Raw genomic sequence first — 19,896 nt, forward strand, 5'->3', positions numbered from 1 at the left:
TTCCGTCAAGCGGTCTGCCGCGCAAGCACGGCAACATTGTCGCAAAGACGGTCTATTTCCTGTCCTGTATTCAGATAGCTGACCGACGCACGCGCAATTTCGTTTAGTCCACGCGCGGTCATATCAAGCGGCGTGTAAGGTATCCCATTTGCCGCAATTGTAATCCGCTTTTCCGCAAGCTTGCTGCGAATAAGCTGTGGTGCCATGCCTTCCAAAGTGAAGGATACAAGACCGGATTTTTCCGTACCAAGGTCCTGAACCGTCACGCCGGGAATGGCGCTGAGCTGATTGCGCAATTGCCCGGAAAGGCTGACAATCCGCTCGCGGATCGCGGATACGCCGAGGCTCCGTGCCTGCTTCAATGCCGCGCCCAACCCGAGAAGCAGGGCAATCGGCTTTTCGCTGGTCTCGAAACGCTGGGCATCCATCCGCACATTTGGCCCGTCTTCGCCCCATAATGAGGAGAGCACATCAAGATAGGCGGGTTCCAGCCTATCCTGAAAATCCTTCCTCACATAGAGAATGGCAGCACCGCGCGGGCCACGCAGATATTTACGGCCCGAGCCCTTGAGCATATCGCAGCCAATGGCGGCCACATCCACCGGAAGCTGGCCGAGCGTCTGTGCAGCATCGATGAAATAAGGGATGCCCGCGGACCGAGTCACCCGTCCGATAGCCGCTGCATCGTTAATGAGCCCGCCATTGGCAGGAAGCCACGTCAAGGCGACAAGCCGCACGCGATCATCGATCATTGTTGCAAGCGCCGCTGCATCAACACTGCCATCTTCATTGGTCGGGATGATCTCGATCCGCGCACCAGCTCTGTTGGCTGCCGCCTGCATGGTCGAAAGATTGCCGCCCCATTCCTGACGGCCAACGAGAATGCGATCTCCTGCTTTTAGTGGCGGCAACGCGGCGAAGGTCACACCCCATGCCGCCGAACCGCTGCTGGAGAAGGCGATTTCCTGGGGCGTTGCGCCAATGAGACCAGCCGCATCCGCCCTCGCTTCGTCAATCAGACCTGCGGCGTTGGCAGCAGCCTCCATCGGCCCGTACAGCGATTCACGCTGCAAGTGCTCTGTTATCGCCGCAAGTGTACTGTTCGACGGCAGTGACGAGCCGGAATGGTTGAAATGTGTGCTGATGGCACAACCCGGCGTTTCCGAGCGCAGCTGTTCAATGTCGAGTGCTTCCGCCATCATCAATCCTCCAGCTCGACAAGCGCATCAACCTCAACGGCAACACCGCGTGGCAAGGAACTGACGCCGACAGCCGCCCGGCTGTGGCGGCCAGCATCGCCAAATACGGCGACCATCAAATCCGATGCGCCATTGGCCACTTGCGGATGCTGTGTAAAATCGGGGGTTGCGGCCATAAAAACGCCGAGCCTGACGATACGGCGTATGGCTGCAATCGTACCGTCAGTCGCAGCAGCGATCTGGGACAGCACGTTGATCGCTGCGATTTCCGCTGCTCTACGCCCTTCTTCCGGGGAAACTGCCGCACCGACAACACCAAGCACGGCGTTGTCATCATTAATCCGGCTGATCTGGCCCGAGATGCTGAGCAGATTGCCCGCGCGGACGACAGATACATAATTTGCAACTGGTGCGGATGCGACCGGCAATTTGTGGCCAAGGCTTGCAAGTTTCTCTGCTATTGTGACTGACATTATCATCTCCGACTGAATTTAGACGCATCATCTGCGGTGCGCACAGGCGGGTCCAATTCAAATCACCGGGATTACCGATCGATCTGGCTAATGTCTTGAAATCTCGATATCGTGGCGATCAACCCAATTTTGTTCTCGAAAGCACGGGACCCCAATGCGTTCTTCCTCAACTTTGCCGCCATTGCAGGCACTCCGGGCCTTTGAAGCTGTCGCCCGGCTGATGAGTTTTCGAAGAGCAGGTGAGGAATTGCTCATCACACAAAGCGCCGTCAGCCATCACATCCGCCAGCTGGAAGAATTTCTCGGCCTGCCACTGTTTATCCGCAAGGCGCGCAGCATCGCCCTGACCCCGGAAGGCACTGATTATCTTGCCCGCACGACCGACGCCTTTCGTCTTATCGCGACGGCCACATCTGATCTGCGCAGCAAGAGCAAGCGCAATGTGATCCGGATCAGCCTGCTGCCTTCGTTCGCGGCAAACTGGCTGGTGTCGCGACTGCATAAATTTCAGTCCCGACACCCCAATATCGACCTTGAACTCGACCCGACCCTACGCACCGCTGATGTCGCGGGCGGCGAGGTTGACATTGCCATTCGTTATGGCGACGGCAACTGGACCGGGGTAAATTCCCGTTTGCTGATGGCTGAACAGCTCAGCCCGGTTGTCAGTCCCGCATTGCTTCAAACGGGTCCCGCAATTGCAGCGCTGCAGGACTTGTTGCGGCACACGCTGCTATTCGCAAAAAAGCCCGTTGACTGGCAGGTGTGGGCTGATGCGGTGGGCCTGGACTTGTCTCACGCACGCACCATCCAATTGACCGATTACAACATCACCCTGCAGGCGGCACTTGATGGTCAGGGCATTGCCATTGGCCGCATGCTGCTTATCCATGATCACTTGCGGACCGGGCGTCTGGTGCAACCATTTCCCCAGACAATCACTTCTATTAGAACCGCCCATTGGCTGGTAACGCCCAAGGACAGCAAAATCGGACCAGCAACGCAAGCGTTCATTGATTGGCTGATCGAAGAAACCAAAGCAGCTTCGGTAGAGAGAAATGGAGAGGTCAGAAATGCCATATGAACTCTATTATTGGGACGGAATACAGGGACGCGGCGAGTATGTCAGGCTGGCGCTGGAAGAAGCCGGTGCTGACTATATCGACATCACCCGCGAGTCCGGTAGCGGACGCGGCACAGCAGCGATGATGACAATGCTCAAAAGCTTTGGTGGTTTGCACACACCATTCGCGCCGCCCTTTCTGAAGGACGGCGATCTGGTTATCTCGCATGTGGCCAATATTCTTTTTTATCTCGGGCCAAAACTCGGACTGGTGCCAGAAGATGACGGGCTGCGCTATGTCGCCAATGGCCTGCAACTGACGATCACGGATTTTGTCTGCGAAGTGCATGATACGCACCATCCCATCGCAACCGAGCTTTACTACGAAGATCAGAAGGAAGCAGCAAAGGCACGCGCCACCAGTTTCATTGACCATCGCATCCCGAAATATCTCGGCTATTTTGAACGTGTCCTGTCCAGCGGAGATCAAAAGCACAGCGTTGGTGACAAGCTGAGCTATGTCGATCTTTCGTTGTTTCAGGTGATCGAGGGACTGCGATATGCTTTTCCGCGCGCAACCCAAACGCTGGGTCGTGATTACCCCTTACTCGTGGCCTTGCATGATCGGGTTCAGCAGCGACCCAATATTGCCCGTTATCTCGCGTCGCCTCGGCGTATTCCATTCAACGAAGACGGCATTTTCCGCCATTATCCTGAGCTTGATCAGGACGCGGCATAAAGCCCGTTGAGAACCACGACGTGTTTGCCCGCGGAACAAAGCTGTTTGGCTTTATTGTTGTCATGAAACGTTTCATGGCCCAAGGCGATCCGTCTGGCCTCACGCCGTGCGAGTTGCAAGACAGCTGGCGACACATTTTTGTCGTGAAAGATGACATCAGCCATTTGCAGCTGACGCATGGCTCGGAGCGTTAAAAACTCCGGGTCATCGCTTTCAACAGGAATGACAGTTAACGTTCCGGTTTTCCCGCTGCTGTCGTTGGCGATCTCCCCTGCCCTTGCCACCAGTCCAATGCTTTCATCAGGCGCCGCATCAGCCTCAAACGTCCGATTGACGAAATGCTCCCAGAACTGCCGTCTCTGGCGACCCGGTTGGAGCACATCGGCGATATGACTGCGCAACTGCTTTGCCAGTTGCGCCCACGCCGCGAGTGACACGGGCAGGATCGTTTCAATACGCCGCCGTATTGCCTGCCCTAGGATAGGCGCTGCACCATCGGTCGATATGCCGATCACAACAGGCGAGCGATTGACGATGGAGCCAAACTGAAACTGGCAGAATGCGGGCTGGTCGATGACATTGCACGGCACACCCGATTTCACCGCCGCATCACGGAATTGATGGGCTTCCTGCTCGGTTGCCGCATCGGCAACAGCTATTGCCGCGCCGCGCAAATCGGTCTTCAACCAGGTGCGCGGGTGATGAATGCAGGTTCCAGCCGCCACCAGCGCCGACATTTCTTCGCTCATTGCACCGGTGTAAACATGCACACTGGCACCTGCAGCGGCCAGTAATTCGGCTTTCCAGGCAGCCGCCGCCGTACCACCGGCAACAACACAGCGCTTGCCCTGAAGGTTGAAAAACACTGGCAGGACTACCAGTTCCCCGATGCTTCCGGGGCTCGGACTATTCTGCGGCCTGGACAAGATTTGCATCAACAATCCCCCTGATCTCGGCGCGGCAGGAGCCGCAATTGGTGCCAGCTTTCAAAGCCTCTCCGATGGCTGCAACGCTGTGGCAGCCACTGCGTGCCGCGCTGGCAATCTCATTCCGCCCAACGGAAAAACACGAGCAGACAATCGCCCCCTTGTCGGGCATATCCTTACCGGGGCGTCCTGCCAGAAGCTGGAAGCGGTTCTGCGCTAGGGCAAAACTTTGCAACAGTTGTTCGCTGGCCCAGCTGCGTGAAACCGCGACGGGTTCGCGCGCTATATAGAGCGCACCGATCAACCCATCATCGGTGAAAACAGCCATACGATGCTGCCCGTTCTTCTCGTCGTGATAGCGCAGCAACGGCATGCCTTCGCCAGCACCGAAAAGCGCCTCGGCGAATGTGGACCAGTCATCCAAATCCTCAAGGCCAGCCAATTCCAGCCGGTAGCCATCAATGGTTTTGGCGAGTGCCCAATAATCCGCAGCAATGGCCGGGGGTTTGTTGCGCAGGACCGCGAAACCATACCACCCGGCAGCAAACGGCTGAACATCAACCCTTGCCATCTTCAGTGCGGGCTGCCCGGAGACGGGATCGGTGCGTGATGTCACCAGCGTATCGACGCGCGCGCTGCCGGAAAACTGGTTGGTCCAATGCATGGGCACGAAAACATTGCCGCGCGCCTGCCGGTCAGTAAGAAGTGCCCGCACGATGATTTCGCCATGGCCATTGTGCAGCTTGACGAGGCTCGCATCGGCAATCCCCTTCTGCGCCGCATCAAGCGGATGAATTTCCGCGAAAGGTTCAGCGAAATGGGCTGACAGACGCGCACTTTTTCCGGTGCGTGTCATCGTGTGCCAGTGATCGCGGACGCGTCCGCTGTTCAACGTAAAAAGCCCATCCTGGTGAAACGTTTCATCCGGATGAACTGCAATGAACCGCGCCCGGCCATCGCCCGTATAGAACCTGCCATCGGCAAAAAAGCGCCCGTCCGAGGCTACACTCCCCCGCCCCTGCGGCCATTGAAAGGCTTTAAGGCTTGCATACTCCTTCACTGATATGGTTGCGTGCGCGGCAATATCGAAATCGCGGCTTCCATTATTGTCTGTGCCCGAAAGAGCAGCATGTTCCGCAAAAATCTGCGCCGGGTTTTGGTAGGGAAAGCCATTGGCAAACCCCATGCGCTTAGCCACTTCCGTGATAATCCACCAATCCGGCCTTGCCTCGCCGGGTGTAGACAGAAACGGTCGCTGCCTGCTGATCCGTCGCTCGGAATTGGTAACCGTTCCGTCCTTCTCGCCCCATCCGGCGGCGGGAAGCAGAACATGCGCGTAAGCCGTTGTGTCCGTTGCAACGTTAATATCGGAGACAACGACAAACGGGCAGGCTTTCAGTGCGTTCGCCACACCATCCGCTTCCGGCATGGAATCAACAGGATTGGTCGCCATGATCCACAGGGCTTTGATCCGGCCATCACCAACTGCCTTGAACAGGTCGACTGCCTTCAGGCCCGGCTTCTTCGCTATATCAGGCGAGGCCCAGAAATTTTGCACCAGTTGCCGGTGTCCGGCATTCTCGATCTGCATGTGGCTGGCCAGCATATTGGCAAGCCCACCCACTTCGCGTCCGCCCATGGCATTGGGTTGGCCCGTTACGGAAAATGGCCCCATGCCCGGGCGGCCAATGCGGCCTGTTGCCAGATGGCAATTGATGATCGCGTTGACCTTATCCGTGCCCGACGCCGACTGGTTGACACCTTGGCTATAGACGGTCACGCATCGCTCGGTTTTTGCAAACAGTTCATAAAAGGCTGACAGAATGTCCTGATCTATTCCCGTTTGTCTGGAGACAATTTCCAGATTGTATGGACTGGCAACCGCCAATGCCGCGTCAAAACCCGCTGTGTGCCTGTGAATATAGCTTTGGTCCAACGCGCCTTGAACAGCCAGAAACCCGAGCAGACCTGTGAATAGCGCCATATCCCCATCCGGCCGTATCTGCAGATGCATATCGGCGATATCCGCGGTCATGGTGCGGCGCGGATCGATAAGAACAATGCGCATTTCCGGGCGCGCAGCCTTGGCTGCCGCAATGCGCTGATAAAGCACCGGATGACACCAGGCGAGGTTTGAGCCCGTCAGAACAATGAGATCGGCCAGTTCCAGATCCTCATAGGTCCCCGGAACCGTATCGGAGCCGAAGGCCCTGATATGCCCAGCCACCGATGACGACATGCAAAGCCGCGAGTTCGTATCGATATTGGCTGAGCCGATGAAACCTTTCATCAGCTTGTTGGCAACGTAATAATCTTCGGTCAGAAGCTGGCCGGAAACATAGAAGGCAACACTGTCAGGGCCATGTTCGGCGATGGCCGCACGAAAACGATCAGCGACGAGATCAAGCGCACTGTCCCAGCTTGCAGGCACGCCTGATATTTTCGGCTCAAGCAACCGGCCATCCAAATGAACCGTTTCACCGAGCGCCGACCCTTTCGAACAAAGCCGTCCGAAATTGGCAGGATGCTCCGGATCGCCAGCAATGCCAACCGTTCCATCTTCCTTGGGCGTTGCGAGCACGCCGCAGCCCACGCCGCAATAGGGACAGGTGGTGCGGACGGTAACCGGAGAAAGCGGCTGATGCTCCATGCCGGTCTATTCTGCCGCCACAGCGGCAAGTTCAAGCAAAGCCATAATCCGCTCGCCATCCAGCCTGACAGCAATGGTTTTCACACTGCCCTCATCCGCTCCAAGGGCTTTACCCGTCTCCAGTGAAATGACCCAATTGTGCAGCGGGCATGTCACCGCCGCGCCATGGACGATGCCCTGACTGAGCGGCCCGCCCTTGTGCGGGCAGTGATCATCAATGGCAAAAATCTGGTCTTCCATAGTCCGGAAAACGGCGATCTTGCCATCGGGCGTATTCACACAGCGGGCACCACGGCGCGGAATGTCGTTGATGGTTCCAATCTCAACCCAGTTCATCATTTCACTCCGCTGCCTGTTGATAGCTGACACTGGCCATGGGCTGGAACTCGTGCTTGTCGACGCCCGAAACCCGTTCGGACCACGGGTCGACCTGCGCAAATTTCTGGCTGAAAACAAAGCGCTCGAAATAGCCGCGGCGTTTGGTGTCGTCCTGCATGATCTGGCGGCGGATTTCGTCAAGACCGACACGCTTGGCCCATTTGTAAATGCGTTCGAGATAACGACCTTGCTCGCGGTACATCTGCGTCAAAGCGACGACATGCTCCAGTGCTTCATCCTCCGTCCTGACCAGACCCAGCACCTCGGTGCCCTTGATGTCGAGACCGGCAGCCCCGGCAAAATGAATCTCATAACCGGAATCCACACAGATAATCCCGACATCCTTGCAGGTGGCTTCGGCGCAATTACGCGGACAGCCGGAAACCGCCATCTTGACCTTGGCCGGGGTCCACGAGCCCCACATGAATTTCTCAATGCGAATGCCAAGGCCGGTCGAATCCTGCGTTCCGAAACGGCACCAGTCGGTTCCGACACAGGTTTTTACGGTGCGCAGACCCTTGGCATAGGCCTGCCCTGAGACAAATCCTGCCTTTCCAAGGTCGGCCCAGACAGCGGGAAGGTCTTCCTTTTTGATCCCGAGCATATCGATGCGCTGGCCGCCGGTGACTTTCACCGCCGGTATTTCAAACTTGTCGACCACATCGGCAATCGCCCGCAATTCCCTAGAGTTGGTCACTCCACCCCACATGCGCGGTACGACAGAATAAGTTCCGTCCTTCTGGATATTGGCGTGAACCCGCTCATTGATGAAGCGGGACTGATAATCATCCGCATATTCATCCGGCCAGTCGGCAACGAGGTAGTAGTTCAATGCCGGGCGGCATTTGGCGCAGCCGCAGGAGGTTTTCCATTCCAGTTCCTGCATGACAGCCGGAATGGATTTGAGCTTCTTCGCCTTGATCAACCGCCTGACATCATCATGGCCGAGGTCCGTGCAACTGCACATGGGCGTGACAGCGGAAGGGTTGTAAGCATCGCCAAGTGTGATCGACAGAAGCTGTTCGACAAGTCCCGTACAGCTGCCGCAGGAAGCGGACGCCTTGGTATGCGCCCGCACGTCATCGAGAGAAGTTAAACCCTTGCCTGAAATGGCACCCGTGATTTTGCCTTTGCATATGCCGTTGCAGCCGCAGATTTCCGCATCATCTGGCAAGGCTGCAACGGCCGCCATAGGGTCCAGCGGGGACCCTCCCTGATAGGACTGGCCGAAGATAAGCGTATCGCGCATTTCAGAAATATCGGTGCGCTTCTTGGTGAGGTCATGAAACCACGCACCATCTGAGGTTTCGCCGTAAAGCACCGTGCCGATGATGCGGTCATCCTTGAGCACAAGCCGCTTATAGACACCTGCCGCCGCATCTCGCAGGACAATTTCCTGTCTATCATCGCCCTCGCCGAGATCACCAACCGAAAACAGGTTTATGCCTGTGACCTTCAGCTTGGTTGGCGTCTCGCTATGAACGAACTTTGCATCGGCATCGCCCGCCAATTGTGCCGACACCACCCGCGCCATTTCATAGAGTGGCGCAACAAGCCCGTAGCATTGCCCGCCAACCTCGGCGCATTCGCCGATGGAAAACACATCAGGGTCGGAGGTGCGCATACCACCGTCAACAATGATGCCGCGATTGGTGTCGAGCCCCGCCTCCTTGGCAAGCATACCGTTGGGGCGAATGCCCGCCGCCATCACCACCAGATCAGCTGGCAGTGTCGTACCATCGGCAAGGAGAACACCTTCCACCTTGTTCTGGCCAATGATCTCCTTGGTGCTGGCTTTGGTCATCACCCGGATACCGCGCTGCTCCACCGCCTGTTCAAGCAGATATCCCGCCGCCGGATCAAGCTGCCGCTCCATCAGCGTTGGCATGATGTGCAGAACCGTTACATCCATGCCGCGCGATTTGAGACCCGCTGCAGCTTCGAGGCCAAGCAGGCCGCCGCCAATCACCACCGCCCTTGCGCGCGACTGGGCGGCAAGCAGCATGGCGTTGACATCATCAAGGTCGCGATAGGTCAAAACACCCGGAAGATTATTGCCGGGAACAGGCAGGACGAACGGCACGGAACCCGTTGCGATCAGCAGCTTGTCATAAGTCTCGGTCGTTCCGGCATCCGATGTTACGGTCTTGGCTGTGAGGTCAATCCCGACAATCTTGTGCCCCTTATAGAGCGTGATGCCGTGCTTGATGTACCAGCCATCGCCGTGGATGATGATTTCCTCAAATTCCTTCTCGCCTGAAAGCACGGGCGAGAGCATGATCCGGTCATAATTGACGCGCGGTTCCGCGTTGAAAATCGTCACATCATAGGCATCGGGTGCCATTTCGAAGAGATGTTCAAGCGCCCTGCCCGGTGCCATGCCGTTGCCGATGACAACGAGTTTCTGCTTTTTCGTTGCTGCTTCCATCTTATGCGGCCTCCACAAGGCGGTGACGTTCGTAAAGGAACTTCAGCACGGAGGAACGGCAGCGGATGTAAGTGGCATCCGAGGCCAGTTCGATACGGCGGCGCGGACGCACCAGCGGCACATCGAGGATTTCGCCTATCTTGGCTGACGGTCCGTTGGTCATCATGACAATACGGTCGGAGAGCAGCACCGCTTCATCCACATCGTGGGTAATCATCAGCACCGTATTGGCAAGTTCCGTGTGGATCTGCATCACCTGATCCTGCAGATGCGCGCGGGTCAGGGCGTCAAGCGCACCGAACGGCTCGTCAAGCAGAAGCACTTTCGGCTCCATGGCCAGCGCCCGGGCAATGCCGACCCGCTGTTTCATGCCGCCGGAAACCTCTGATGGACGCTTATCCTTCGCATGCACCATCTGCACCAGTTCGAGATTGCGCATAGTCCATTCATGACGTTCCGTCCGGCTCTTTGTGGATGAAAAGACCTTGTCGACGGCGAGCTTGACGTTTTCATAGACTGTCAGCCAAGGCAGCAGTGAATGGTTCTGGAACACCACCGCACGGTCGGGTCCGGGCGTGTCGACAACATTGCCTTCGAGAAACACCACGCCGCGTGTTGCCCTGGTGAGCCCGGCAACAATGTTGAGCAGGGTGGATTTTCCACAACCGGAGTGACCGATGATCGAGATGAACTCGCCCTTTTCCACATTAAGGGAAACCTGATTCAAAACTTGCGTGCTGGCACCGCCACGGCTGAACACCATGTCGATCTGTTCCAGTGAGAGATAGGGTTTCGACATTTTTGCTTCCTCAAGCGCTTGCGGTGTTGCGGGTGACAGTCTTGGCGATGAAGGCGATGGCGCGATCGAGCAGGTAGCCGACAATGCCGACATAGATCAGGGCGAGAATGATGTCGCTGATGCGCGACGAGTTCCATGCGTCCCAGATGAAGAAGCCGATCCCGACACCGCCGATCAGCATTTCCGCCGCCACAATGGCGAGCCATGACAGGCCGATACCGATGCGCAGACCGGTGAAAATATAGGGGGCCGCAGCCGGGATCATGATCTTGGTGAAATATTCAAACTGGTTGAGACGCAACACTCGCGCAACATTCTGATAATCCTGCGGAATATTGCGGATGCCGACAGCCGTGTTGATGATGATTGGCCAGATGGCCGTTATGAAAATCACAAAGATGGCCGACGGATTACCGTCCTTGAAAGCTGCCAATGATAGGGGAAGCCAAGCCAGTGGTGGCACCGTGCGCAACACCTGAAAGATAGGGTCAAGCCCGCGCATGGCCCATTCGCTCTGCCCGACAAGTGTTCCAAGCGCGATACCGGCAACTGCTGCAAGGCAATAGCCGAGAGCCACGCGCTTCAGGCTGGCAAGAATGTGCCAGAACAGCCCCTGATCGACACCCTGCCCGACATGGAACGGATGGGCGATCAGTTCCCACGTTTCCGATACCACCTTGGTGGGTGGCGGAACACTTGAGGTCGGCGAGGAGCAGAGGATTTCCCACAGCACCAACAGAAACACCAGTGTGATCAGCGGCGGCAACACATGTGCCACCAGTGAGGAAAGCCATTGCGGAATGCGACGGGTCGCAGCTGTTTTCGGTGGAACAGAGAGTGTCATGATCTTGGCCACCACAGGCTTTTCCTTGGACACGGGCTTTTCATTCGAACGGATGGGGACGGGGCTGGCTGTCATGCCGGTTTCCTCAAGCAAAACGTTTAATGTCTAGGCTGGCGAGATAGGTCTGCGGATTGTCCGGATTGAATACCTTGCCGTCGAAGAAGGTTTCCGGACCGCGCGACGTGGAAGCGGGTATATCGGCGGCGGCAACCCCGAGTTCCTTGGCGGCTTCACGCCAGATATCTTCGCGGTTCACCTTGCCGACGAGCGCAGCAATATCCGTATCCGGGGCAAATTTGCCCCAGCGGATATTCTCGGTCAGGAACCATTTTTCGTGGCTCTGGAACGGATAGGAAGTGTGGTCGCGCCAGAATTTCATCAGATGCGGGCTGGCCGTCTCGACGCGGCCTCCACCGAAATCATAATCGCCCTTCAATCGCCCGGCGATATCGGTTGTCGGTACATTGAACCATGCACGTTTGCCAACGATTGCAGCCAGTTCATCCTTGTTGGCTATATCGTCAGCCCATTGCTGGGCTTCCATCACGGCCATCAGGAGTGCCTTGGTGGCATTGGGGTTTTTCTCCACCCAGTCCGCACGCATGGCGAAAGATTTCTCCGGGTGTTTGGCCCATATCTCAGCGGTATTGGCAGCGGTATAGCCGATGCCCTGATTGACGAGCTGCGCATTCCACGGCTCGCCAACACAGAAACAATCCATGGTGCCAACCTTCATGTTGGCAACCATCTGGGGTGGCGGCACAACGATGGTTTCCACGTCCTTATCAGGATCAATGCCACCGGCGGCGAGCCAATAGCGAATCCACAGATCATGCGTACCGCCGGGGAAAGTCATCGCCGCCTTAGCCGCATTGCCTTCCGCCTTCTTCTTGGCAAATGCTTCCTTCAGCACGCCGGAATTCACCCCGGCCTTCAAACCTGCATAGGCCGAGCCAACCGAGATACCCTGCGCATCGAGATTAAGCCGCGCGAGGATGACCATCGGCAGAGGCTGGTTGTTCTGCGTGACCTTGCCGGTGCTGATCAGGTAAGGCATCGGCGTCAATATATGCGCACCATCAATGCCATTGCCTGCGGAACCAAGCACCAGATTATCGCGCGTCGTGCCCCATGAAGCCTGTTTGACAACCTCGACATCGGGCATGCCATGCTTGGCGAAAAGGCCCTTCTCCTTGGCCACGATCAGCGGGGACGCATCGGTGAGCGCGATAAAGCCCAAAGTTGCCTTGGTTGTCTCGGGTCCGGCGCTGGCCGCATAGGCACCGGAGGGAAGCGCAGCTTTGGCCGCGGCCAGCAGCGCCAGAGTGCCCCCTGCCCGCAAAAGCGTGCGCCTTGGCATGCCTGTCGAGAATGTCACCTTCATCACAAATCCCCTTTGCAGCGCTGCTTTTCCGTGCAGCTTGAGCCATAAAAAAACGCCGCTGGATGAAGTGCATTCTCCCCAGTCTGGTGAATGAACTTGCCCAAGCGACGTCTGTGTCTTTGAAAGCATCCGATGTCGATGCTCGCGGTTCCTGTCCTCGTTGACGGAACACTTTTATAAAAGCAATAAGCGTGCCAATTGTTGAGAAAATTTATAAGCTATTGTTATTATTAATATTTATCCGCAAACAACGGACTTTCATATTTGGATCGCACAAAGATTACCGCAGTTGAAATGTGCAGATGCACTCATGATTGCGCTTATTTATTGTGCAGAGCACAAATTTTGCGCATCAGACTTCATCCTCCCCTGCGACGAGCGTTTCAAGATTATGAACCTGAAAACCCTTGAGATAGTCAGGGATATTTTGCGGATCAAATATCGCCCCGTCGATAAACCCATCAGCGCGATGGCCGCCTTCCACACGCATATCCTCAACGGGAATATCCGAACGAGGTCCGAGTGCATTGCGATAGAGATCGGGGCGGAAAGCGGTCGCCACCTTCACCTGCCTTTCCGGGGTATGCGCTACCTGTCCCCACCGGATCATCTGGCTGAATATCCATTGCGCCTGACTGACCCAAGGAAAGTTCGCCGCATTCCGATGAAACGAGAAATAGTCAGGCACTGTTCGCTCATGCCCGTCGGGGTCGGTTGTGAACTGGCCGAGCAACACCCGGTGCAGAATGTCTTCCGATGTGTCGATATAACGGGGCTCTGACAGAACCTGCGCAAGCTCGCGGCGATTATCAGGCACTTCGCACCATGCCGCCGCACGGTCGAGTGCAACGATCAATCGTGCCAATGTTTCCGGGTTGCTGTCAGCCCATTCCGGACGCACACCGATAACCTTTTCCGGGCTCGACGGCCAGATATCCTCCTTGACGGCGACAATCCGTCCGACTTCGCGGGCAACAGCCACCATATTCCACGGCGCACCAACGCAGAAACCATCGATGGCTCCAGCCGACAGGGCATCCGAAGTCATGGGCGGTGGCACAACCACCAGTTTCACGTCGCGGTCCGGATGAATGCCACCCGCCGCCAGCCAATAGCGCAGCTCGTAATTATGAGACGAAAATGGATAGGTGGTGCCCAGCACCGGCAGCGGCTCGCCCCGCACCCTGATATCGTCAATGACAAGCTTCAGCGCTTCGGCATTGGCAAGCGCGCCCTCATCACCGGCAAGATCAGCCAGCGCCTGCATGCGGCGATAGAGATTGACCGAAAGGGTGATGGCATTGCCACCTCGGCCAAGGGTGAATGGCGTAATGACAGGCGAAGGATTCGACCCCAGACCAAGGGTAGATGCAACGGGCATTGGCGCGAGCATATGCGCGACATCAAACTGCCGGAAGGCCAGCCGATCGCGGATATTGGCCCAGGACACGTCCTTCACCAGTTCGAGCTGGATGCCTTCGCGCGCGGCAAAACCGAATTCGGCAGCGGCAATGAGAACAGAGGCATCGACAAGCGGAATAAAACCGGCCCTGACCACACGGACGCCTTCACTGCGCATCGCCGACGGCGCTGCCAATCCGCCACCCATGCCCTGGCCATTGCTCGTCCCGATAAAACTCACGGCCAACCTCTCTTCCTAGCTTCCAAGCATCGCCGCCGTCATGACGACGCTTTGTGCGATATCGGAAAGCTTCTTCTTCTCGTTCATGGCTGTCTGCCGCAGCAGCGAATAAGCCTCGTCCTCAGATATTTTGCGCGATTTCATCAAAATACCCTTGGCACGCTCGATGATCTTGCGCTCTTCCAGCGCCGTTTTTGCCTCGGCCAACTCCTGCTGCAGACGGCTGAATGCCTTGAAACGGCTCACCGCCATATCGAGAATGGGTTTGACGCGTTCTTTCTTCAGACCATCAACCACGTAAGCGGAAACACCGGCATCGACAGCCGCCTCGATTGAGGAACTGTCGGAACTATCGACAAACATGGCAATAGGTTTGCGCACCGAGCGGCTAAGCTGGAAAAGATGCTCCAGCATATCCCGGTTGGGCGTCTCGATATCAATGACAATCACATCGGGCTGAATCTGCTCGATCTGGCGCGCAAGACCGGCAATATCATGCAGAACCACCACGCGGTCATGGCCTGCCTCCCGCAATCCCTCTTCAATAATTGAAGCGCGGATACGGTTCTCATCAAAGACCATGATCGATAGCGAAGCGGACATGCCTTAATTTTGCGCATGCACTCAAATTGTGCAATGCTACATTAAGACACATAGCCAAAAGTAGTAGGCAAGGCCGTTTCGGTTGCGAAACGGCCTTCTATTATCAGGCTTTAAAAGCGGTTCTTGGCAATTCGGAGAGGACTTCCGCCCTATTGCCACGGATGATTACGATCTCTTCCAATCGGAGGCCAAATTTGCCGCTGAGATAAATGCCCGGTTCAATCGAGAATACGTGCCCATCTTCGAGAATGGCCTCGGAGGTTGCGGTGATGTAGGGCGGCTCGTGGATATCGATGCCCATGCCATGCCCGGTACGGTGCAGGAAGAATTCGCCGTAACCGGCTTCGGTGATGACATCGCGTGCTGCCTTGTCGACTTCCTTGGCAGCCACACCGGGTTTGGCCGCAGCGATGGCCGCTTCAACGGCACGATCGAGCACCGCATGCACCTTGTCGAAATCCTCCGGTGTATCGCCGCAGATGGCAACCCGGGTCATATCACTGGGATAGCCATCGCTGCGCCCGCCAATATCGATCAGCACGGCTTCATTGGCTTTCAACTTGCGCTCACCGGTATGATGATGCGGGAATGCGCCATTCTCACCGAAGCAGACACTGGTGAACTCAGGCCTGGCATTGTTGGCCTTGTAGAAATCCCTGACCACGCCAGCGATTTCCTGCTCGGTAACACCCGGTTTCAATGCCGCAAAAGCCGCGCGCATCGCGCCATCATTGATAAGCGCATTCGCCTTGAGAGCCGCATACTCCGCCTCATCCTTGCGGGCGCGCAGATAACCGACAGTGTCATTGAGAAAGGTCCGCTTGGCACCCGGCAATGCATCGATGACAAGCAGCGCAAAATCCGCACGCATCGTTTCATCAAGGGCAATCTTGATGCCGGGCTTCGTCGCACCCGCATCTTTCAGCAGGGCAGCAAGCGCCGCATCCGGACCTTCACCATCGGTCCATGGATAGAATGGCAGATCCGTATGCTGACGCGAACTATCCGCATTGAGCGCAGGCATTAACAGCCCGGCATGGTCGTTGCTGACAATCAGCAGCACCGGCCGTTCATCACCATGCGGCGAGAGCCCGGCAAGCCAGACCATATGTGAGGAAGGACCGACGACGACAAGATCGGTTCCGGTTTCAGCCATGCGTTCGCGCAGGCGCGTCATCCGAAGTTCAGACATTTTTCTATTCCCGTTGATATGGACATTGGATATGGGCCGCCCGGCAATCCGGGCGACCCTGAAACCGTTTTGCTTAGTTCTTCTTTACGAGGCGGTAGAACACGAAATCCGAGGTTGCGCCATTGACGTAGCCTGACACGTTCTTGGCGAGCGCTACCTGTGTTGCTGCCTGGAACATCACGATAATGGGTGATTTCTCCTGCACTTTTTTCTGCAGATCAACATACATCTGGTTGCGCTTCGACGGGTCTGCCTCCGCACGCGCGGCCTTGGTTTCAGCATTGAGTTCCGCCGGAACCGCCCAGCCATTGCGCCATGTGGTTGTCGACTGGTAATTGCCGTCGGAATTATCCTCGTTGAAGGCAAATGCCTTGGCGTTTGAGTCAGGGTCCATGAAGTCAGGGCCCCAATAGAGCAGCATGGCCTCGTGGGTACGGGCACGGTATTTTGTGATGACCTGACTGCCCGTGCCGGGAATGATGTTGAAGTTGATCCCGGCTTCGGCAAAACCCGCCTGCAGCGACTGCGCCATATCGGTGAACGGTGTTGAATTGATCACATCAAGCGTGACATTAATAGGGGTTTTCACACCGGCATCGGCGAGGATTTTCTTCGCTTTGGCGGGATCATAGGTATAGGGCGTCTCATCGAGCGATCCGGGGAAACCCGCTGGCCAGAACGCCTGATGCACCTGCATCTGTCCTTTAAGGAACGAGTCAGTCATCCCCTTGTAGTTGACAAGGTAACGCGCCGCTTCCCAGACGGCAGGATTGGTCAGCGCCTCATCCTTCTGGTTGAAGCTAAGGAAATGCACGGCAGCCTGTGGATAGGTCTCGACGTTGACTGTGCCCTTGGTCGAAAGGCTGGCGACCTGATCCGGTGTCAGGTTCTTGGCGATGTCTACATCACCAGACTCAAGCAGCAATTGCTGGGTCGCGGCTTCAGCCACATGGCGGATAATGACCGACTTCATTGCCGGTGCGCCGCCATAATAATTGGGATTGCCTGTAAGGTTGATGATCTCCGCCGGACGGAATGCTTTCAAGACAAACGGCCCTGTACCGGCGGAATTCGACTTCAGCCATGTATTGCCCATATCGCCATTGGCTTCATTGGCCTTCACCGTCACTGCATCGATGACAGAGGCGGGACGCGCAGCAAGAACGTTGAGCACGAAGGCGGAAGAGAAATCGCCATCATATTTGACAACGACCGTATTGCCGGATGCGGTGACCATCTTGTCGAAATTATCAGCAGTCCAGCCAAGCTGCGCCAGAATGAAGGCTGGCGCCTTGTTCAGCGTAATGACGCGCTTCCAGGAATAGACCACATCATCAGCCCGCAGCGGATTGCCCGAGGTGAATTTCACCCCGTCCCGCAGGGTAAAGGTGATGGTCTTGGCGGCATCATCCACCTTCCATTCCGTCGCCAGACCCGGTGCCAGCGTCTTCACATCAGGCGCATCATACTGCACCAGACGGTCATAGGTCTGAGTTACATATTCGCCCGAGGTGAACTCATAGGCTTCAGCTGGATCGATACTGACAATATCGTCGATGTTCTGGGCCACAACCAGTGCATTGCCGGGGGTTGCAGCATGGGCGGTAAGAGGCGCCGATGCGGATATAATGGAAGCGGCAAACAGCGCCGCCTTGAACAGTTTCATTCTTCATTCTCCTCTGGATTGTTATTGTTATTGGGTTGTCTTGTGAGAGCGGTCTTTAAAGACGGGTCCGGAATATGGGCAATGTTCCTGTCCACAGAAGCCGCGCCGTTTTGCCTGAATCATTCCACCACGCATGAGGCCGGTTGCCGCGAAAATGCAGGCTGTCACCGGTCGAAAGCACCACTTCTTCATCATCAAGCTGATGGGTAATGACACCTTCAAGCACGTAGAGGATTTCTTCGCCCTCATGGCTGACCGTTTCGGAGCGGTAGCCCGCCGGTATATGCATGATCACAGATGAAAGAATGTTCCCGGCAAAATCCGTAGCGATCTGCTCGTAAACAATGGAGGAACCGTCGACCGAATACTTCTGCCGCTCACCCTGACGTGTCAGCGCGTCTTCCACATTCGGGGTGGCAATAAAATAATCCATCCCGACATTAAGGCTGCGCGAAATCTGTGCGAGCGTTCCCAGCGACGGTGTGGCATGATCGCGTTCAACCTGGCTGAGATATCCAACTGAAATGCCTGCGGCATCGCAGATTTCCTGCAATGTCAGCTGCAATTGACGCCGCCTTGCGCGGATCATAGCCCCGATCTTGGGCTGCTTGTCAGTGTTGCGGACCTCGGATGACATGGGCGATTCCACTCTTAGTAAAATTTCTTTGATCTAAGCAAAAATTTTTGTATGGTCCAAGCAGAATCTTCGGCAGGCTCAGGCAAAGTGCATCCGCACCCCTGAATTTTAGACCGGGATCGACGGGAACAGTCGACACGAATGGGCCAACCCAGGTGTCAAGAATGGGAAGGCGCAGGATTTGGCATTCGAATCCGAAACACTGGCAGATATTGCCACCAAGACGGTCAAGCGACCAGGCTTTCGCAAGAGCCGGAGTGCGCGCCTGATCTTCGGGCTGGGCGGCTTCATCATCTCCGTGCTCATCACGTTCCTCGGATTGTTGGCCATCACCTTCTTCATTGGCCGCGTTGTCCCCATTGATCCCGTCTTGGCTGTGGTCGGCGACCGCGCCCCGCGTGCGGTCTATGAAGCGGCACGGATACAGATGGGGCTCGACCAGCCAGCTCTCGTGCAGTTCATCCACTATGTCGGCTCGGTGCTTTCGGGCGATCTCGGCACATCCGTGTCAACGGGCAAACCCGTTCTTGATGATCTGAAGCGGGTGTTTCCGGCGACGCTTGAAATGGCCACACTGGGCATCATCATCGGCGTGCTGCTCGGCGTTCCCATGGGTGTCTATGCTGCGAGCCGCCGGGGCAGTCTTGTTGATCAGATCATCCGCGTGGTCGGACTGCTGGGCTATGCGGTTCCCGCATTCTGGCTTGGCCTCGTCGGGCTTGCGGTTTTCTATGCCCGCCTGAAATGGGTTGCAGGACCCGGCCGCCTCGATATTTTCTATGATGGGCTGGTCGATCCGGTCACGGGCATCGTGCTGATCGACAGCCTGCTGGCAGGTGAAACCGAGATTTTCTTCAATGCGCTCTGGCATCTGGCCTTGCCAGCTTCTGTGCTTGGCTTTTTCAGCCTTGCCTATATTGCGCGCATGACGCGCTCCTTCATGCTCGACCAGCTGTCGCAGGAATATGTGACCACTGCCCGCGTCAAAGGCGTGTCGGAACGGCTGGTGATCTGGCGCCATGCATTCAGGCCTATTCTGGTTCCGCTGATCACCGTCATCGGCCTTTCCTATGCGGGGCTCCTGGAGGGTTCGGTCATGATCGAGACGATCTTTTCCTGGCCGGGTATTGGCAATTATCTGACCGTGGCGCTGCTCAATGCGGATATGTCCGCCGTGCTTGGTGCAACGCTCGTCATCGGCGCAGTCTTCATCGGCATCAACAAGATTTCCGACGTGCTCTACCGCGTCCTTGATCCCCGCGCGCGTTAGGAG

At 56.5% G+C, this 19,896-nt stretch carries 17 protein-coding genes; 3 read left to right on the forward strand and 14 right to left on the reverse strand.

The features are described from left to right. Positions 1 to 5: 5 nt before the first annotated feature. Together FHW17_RS21255 and FHW17_RS21260 are read right to left on the reverse strand one after the other, a co-directional pair. A complete protein-coding gene (locus FHW17_RS21255; protein ID WP_246706974.1) occupies positions 6 to 1,202 on the reverse strand; it encodes an aminotransferase class V-fold PLP-dependent enzyme in 1,197 nt (398 codons plus the stop codon). Continuing rightward, positions 1,202 to 1,672 (reverse strand): RidA family protein, encoded by a 471-nt coding sequence (locus tag FHW17_RS21260; RefSeq protein ID WP_182510777.1) that lies wholly within the window; start codon positions 1,670 to 1,672, stop codon positions 1,202 to 1,204. Before FHW17_RS21260 ends, FHW17_RS21255 begins: the two co-directional genes overlap by 1 nt. A 154-nt stretch (positions 1,673 to 1,826) precedes the next feature. Here FHW17_RS21260 and gcvA point away from each other — a divergent pair, with 154 nt between their 5' ends. Continuing rightward, on the forward strand, positions 1,827 to 2,756 hold the full coding sequence (gene gcvA / locus FHW17_RS21265) for a transcriptional regulator GcvA (protein ID WP_112525603.1): 930 nt from the start codon (positions 1,827 to 1,829) through the stop codon (positions 2,754 to 2,756). After that, positions 2,746 to 3,474 carry a glutathione S-transferase gene (locus FHW17_RS21270; protein ID WP_112525601.1) on the forward strand — a complete coding sequence of 243 codons (729 nt, stop codon included), beginning with the start codon at positions 2,746 to 2,748 and terminating at the stop codon, positions 3,472 to 3,474. Before gcvA ends, FHW17_RS21270 begins: the two co-directional genes overlap by 11 nt. On the opposite strand, the gene FHW17_RS21275 is transcribed toward FHW17_RS21270, so the two are convergent. From FHW17_RS21275 to FHW17_RS21330, 12 genes are all read right to left on the reverse strand, one after another. Then, positions 3,459 to 4,409, reverse strand: a complete 951-nt coding sequence (locus FHW17_RS21275; protein WP_182510778.1) for an NAD(P)-dependent oxidoreductase — start codon at positions 4,407 to 4,409, stop codon at positions 3,459 to 3,461. The genes FHW17_RS21270 and FHW17_RS21275 overlap by 16 nt on opposite strands. Beyond that, positions 4,381 to 7,050, reverse strand: a complete 2,670-nt coding sequence (locus FHW17_RS21280; RefSeq protein WP_182510779.1) for a nitrate reductase — start codon at positions 7,048 to 7,050, stop codon at positions 4,381 to 4,383. The genes FHW17_RS21275 and FHW17_RS21280 overlap by 29 nt, the downstream gene beginning before the upstream one ends. Before the next feature lie 6 nt (positions 7,051 to 7,056). Then, a complete protein-coding gene (gene nirD, locus FHW17_RS21285; protein ID WP_112525679.1) occupies positions 7,057 to 7,386 on the reverse strand; it encodes a nitrite reductase small subunit NirD in 330 nt (109 codons plus the stop codon). Between the two features lie 4 nt (positions 7,387 to 7,390). Further along, positions 7,391 to 9,856: a nitrite reductase large subunit NirB gene (gene nirB / locus FHW17_RS21290; RefSeq protein ID WP_112525595.1), complete on the reverse strand. Its 2,466-nt coding sequence runs from the start codon at positions 9,854 to 9,856 to the stop codon at positions 7,391 to 7,393. A gap of 1 nt (position 9,857) precedes the next feature. Then, positions 9,858 to 10,655 (reverse strand): ABC transporter ATP-binding protein, encoded by a 798-nt coding sequence (locus FHW17_RS21295; protein WP_112525593.1) that lies wholly within the window; start codon positions 10,653 to 10,655, stop codon positions 9,858 to 9,860. A 10-nt stretch (positions 10,656 to 10,665) separates the two neighbouring features. After that, a complete protein-coding gene (gene ntrB / locus FHW17_RS21300) occupies positions 10,666 to 11,499 on the reverse strand; it encodes a nitrate ABC transporter permease (RefSeq protein WP_112525677.1) in 834 nt (277 codons plus the stop codon). An 85-nt stretch (positions 11,500 to 11,584) separates the two neighbouring features. Continuing rightward, complete coding sequence (locus FHW17_RS21305; protein ID WP_112525591.1) at positions 11,585 to 12,883, reverse strand: CmpA/NrtA family ABC transporter substrate-binding protein; 1,299 nt, start codon at positions 12,881 to 12,883, stop codon at positions 11,585 to 11,587. 352 nt (positions 12,884 to 13,235) lie between these two features. Further along, entirely contained in the window at positions 13,236 to 14,492 is a 1,257-nt protein-coding gene (locus FHW17_RS21310; protein WP_182510840.1) for a CmpA/NrtA family ABC transporter substrate-binding protein, read from the reverse strand. A 48-nt stretch (positions 14,493 to 14,540) separates the two neighbouring features. Next, a complete protein-coding gene (locus FHW17_RS21315) occupies positions 14,541 to 15,128 on the reverse strand; it encodes an ANTAR domain-containing response regulator (protein WP_112525589.1) in 588 nt (195 codons plus the stop codon). Positions 15,129 to 15,231: 103 nt separating this feature from the next. After that, positions 15,232 to 16,320, reverse strand: a complete 1,089-nt coding sequence (locus FHW17_RS21320) for a Xaa-Pro peptidase family protein (protein WP_112525587.1) — start codon at positions 16,318 to 16,320, stop codon at positions 15,232 to 15,234. Between the two features lie 73 nt (positions 16,321 to 16,393). Then, positions 16,394 to 17,986, reverse strand: a complete 1,593-nt coding sequence (locus FHW17_RS21325; protein ID WP_112525585.1) for an ABC transporter substrate-binding protein — start codon at positions 17,984 to 17,986, stop codon at positions 16,394 to 16,396. 55 nt (positions 17,987 to 18,041) lie between these two features. Beyond that, the gene (locus FHW17_RS21330; RefSeq protein WP_112525583.1) at positions 18,042 to 18,623 is read right to left on the reverse strand and encodes an XRE family transcriptional regulator; all 582 of its coding nucleotides are present in this window, start codon (positions 18,621 to 18,623) and stop codon (positions 18,042 to 18,044) included. Between the two features lie 265 nt (positions 18,624 to 18,888). On the opposite strand from FHW17_RS21330, the gene FHW17_RS21335 reads away from it, so the two are divergent. Beyond that, on the forward strand, positions 18,889 to 19,893 hold the full coding sequence (locus FHW17_RS21335; protein ID WP_348643771.1) for an ABC transporter permease: 1,005 nt from the start codon (positions 18,889 to 18,891) through the stop codon (positions 19,891 to 19,893). Positions 19,894 to 19,896: the final 3 nt, after the last annotated feature.

The sequence above is a fragment of the Phyllobacterium sp. P30BS-XVII genome, assembly GCF_014138335.1.
In the GTDB taxonomy this organism is placed as follows: Bacteria; Pseudomonadota; Alphaproteobacteria; order Rhizobiales; family Rhizobiaceae; genus Phyllobacterium; species Phyllobacterium meliloti.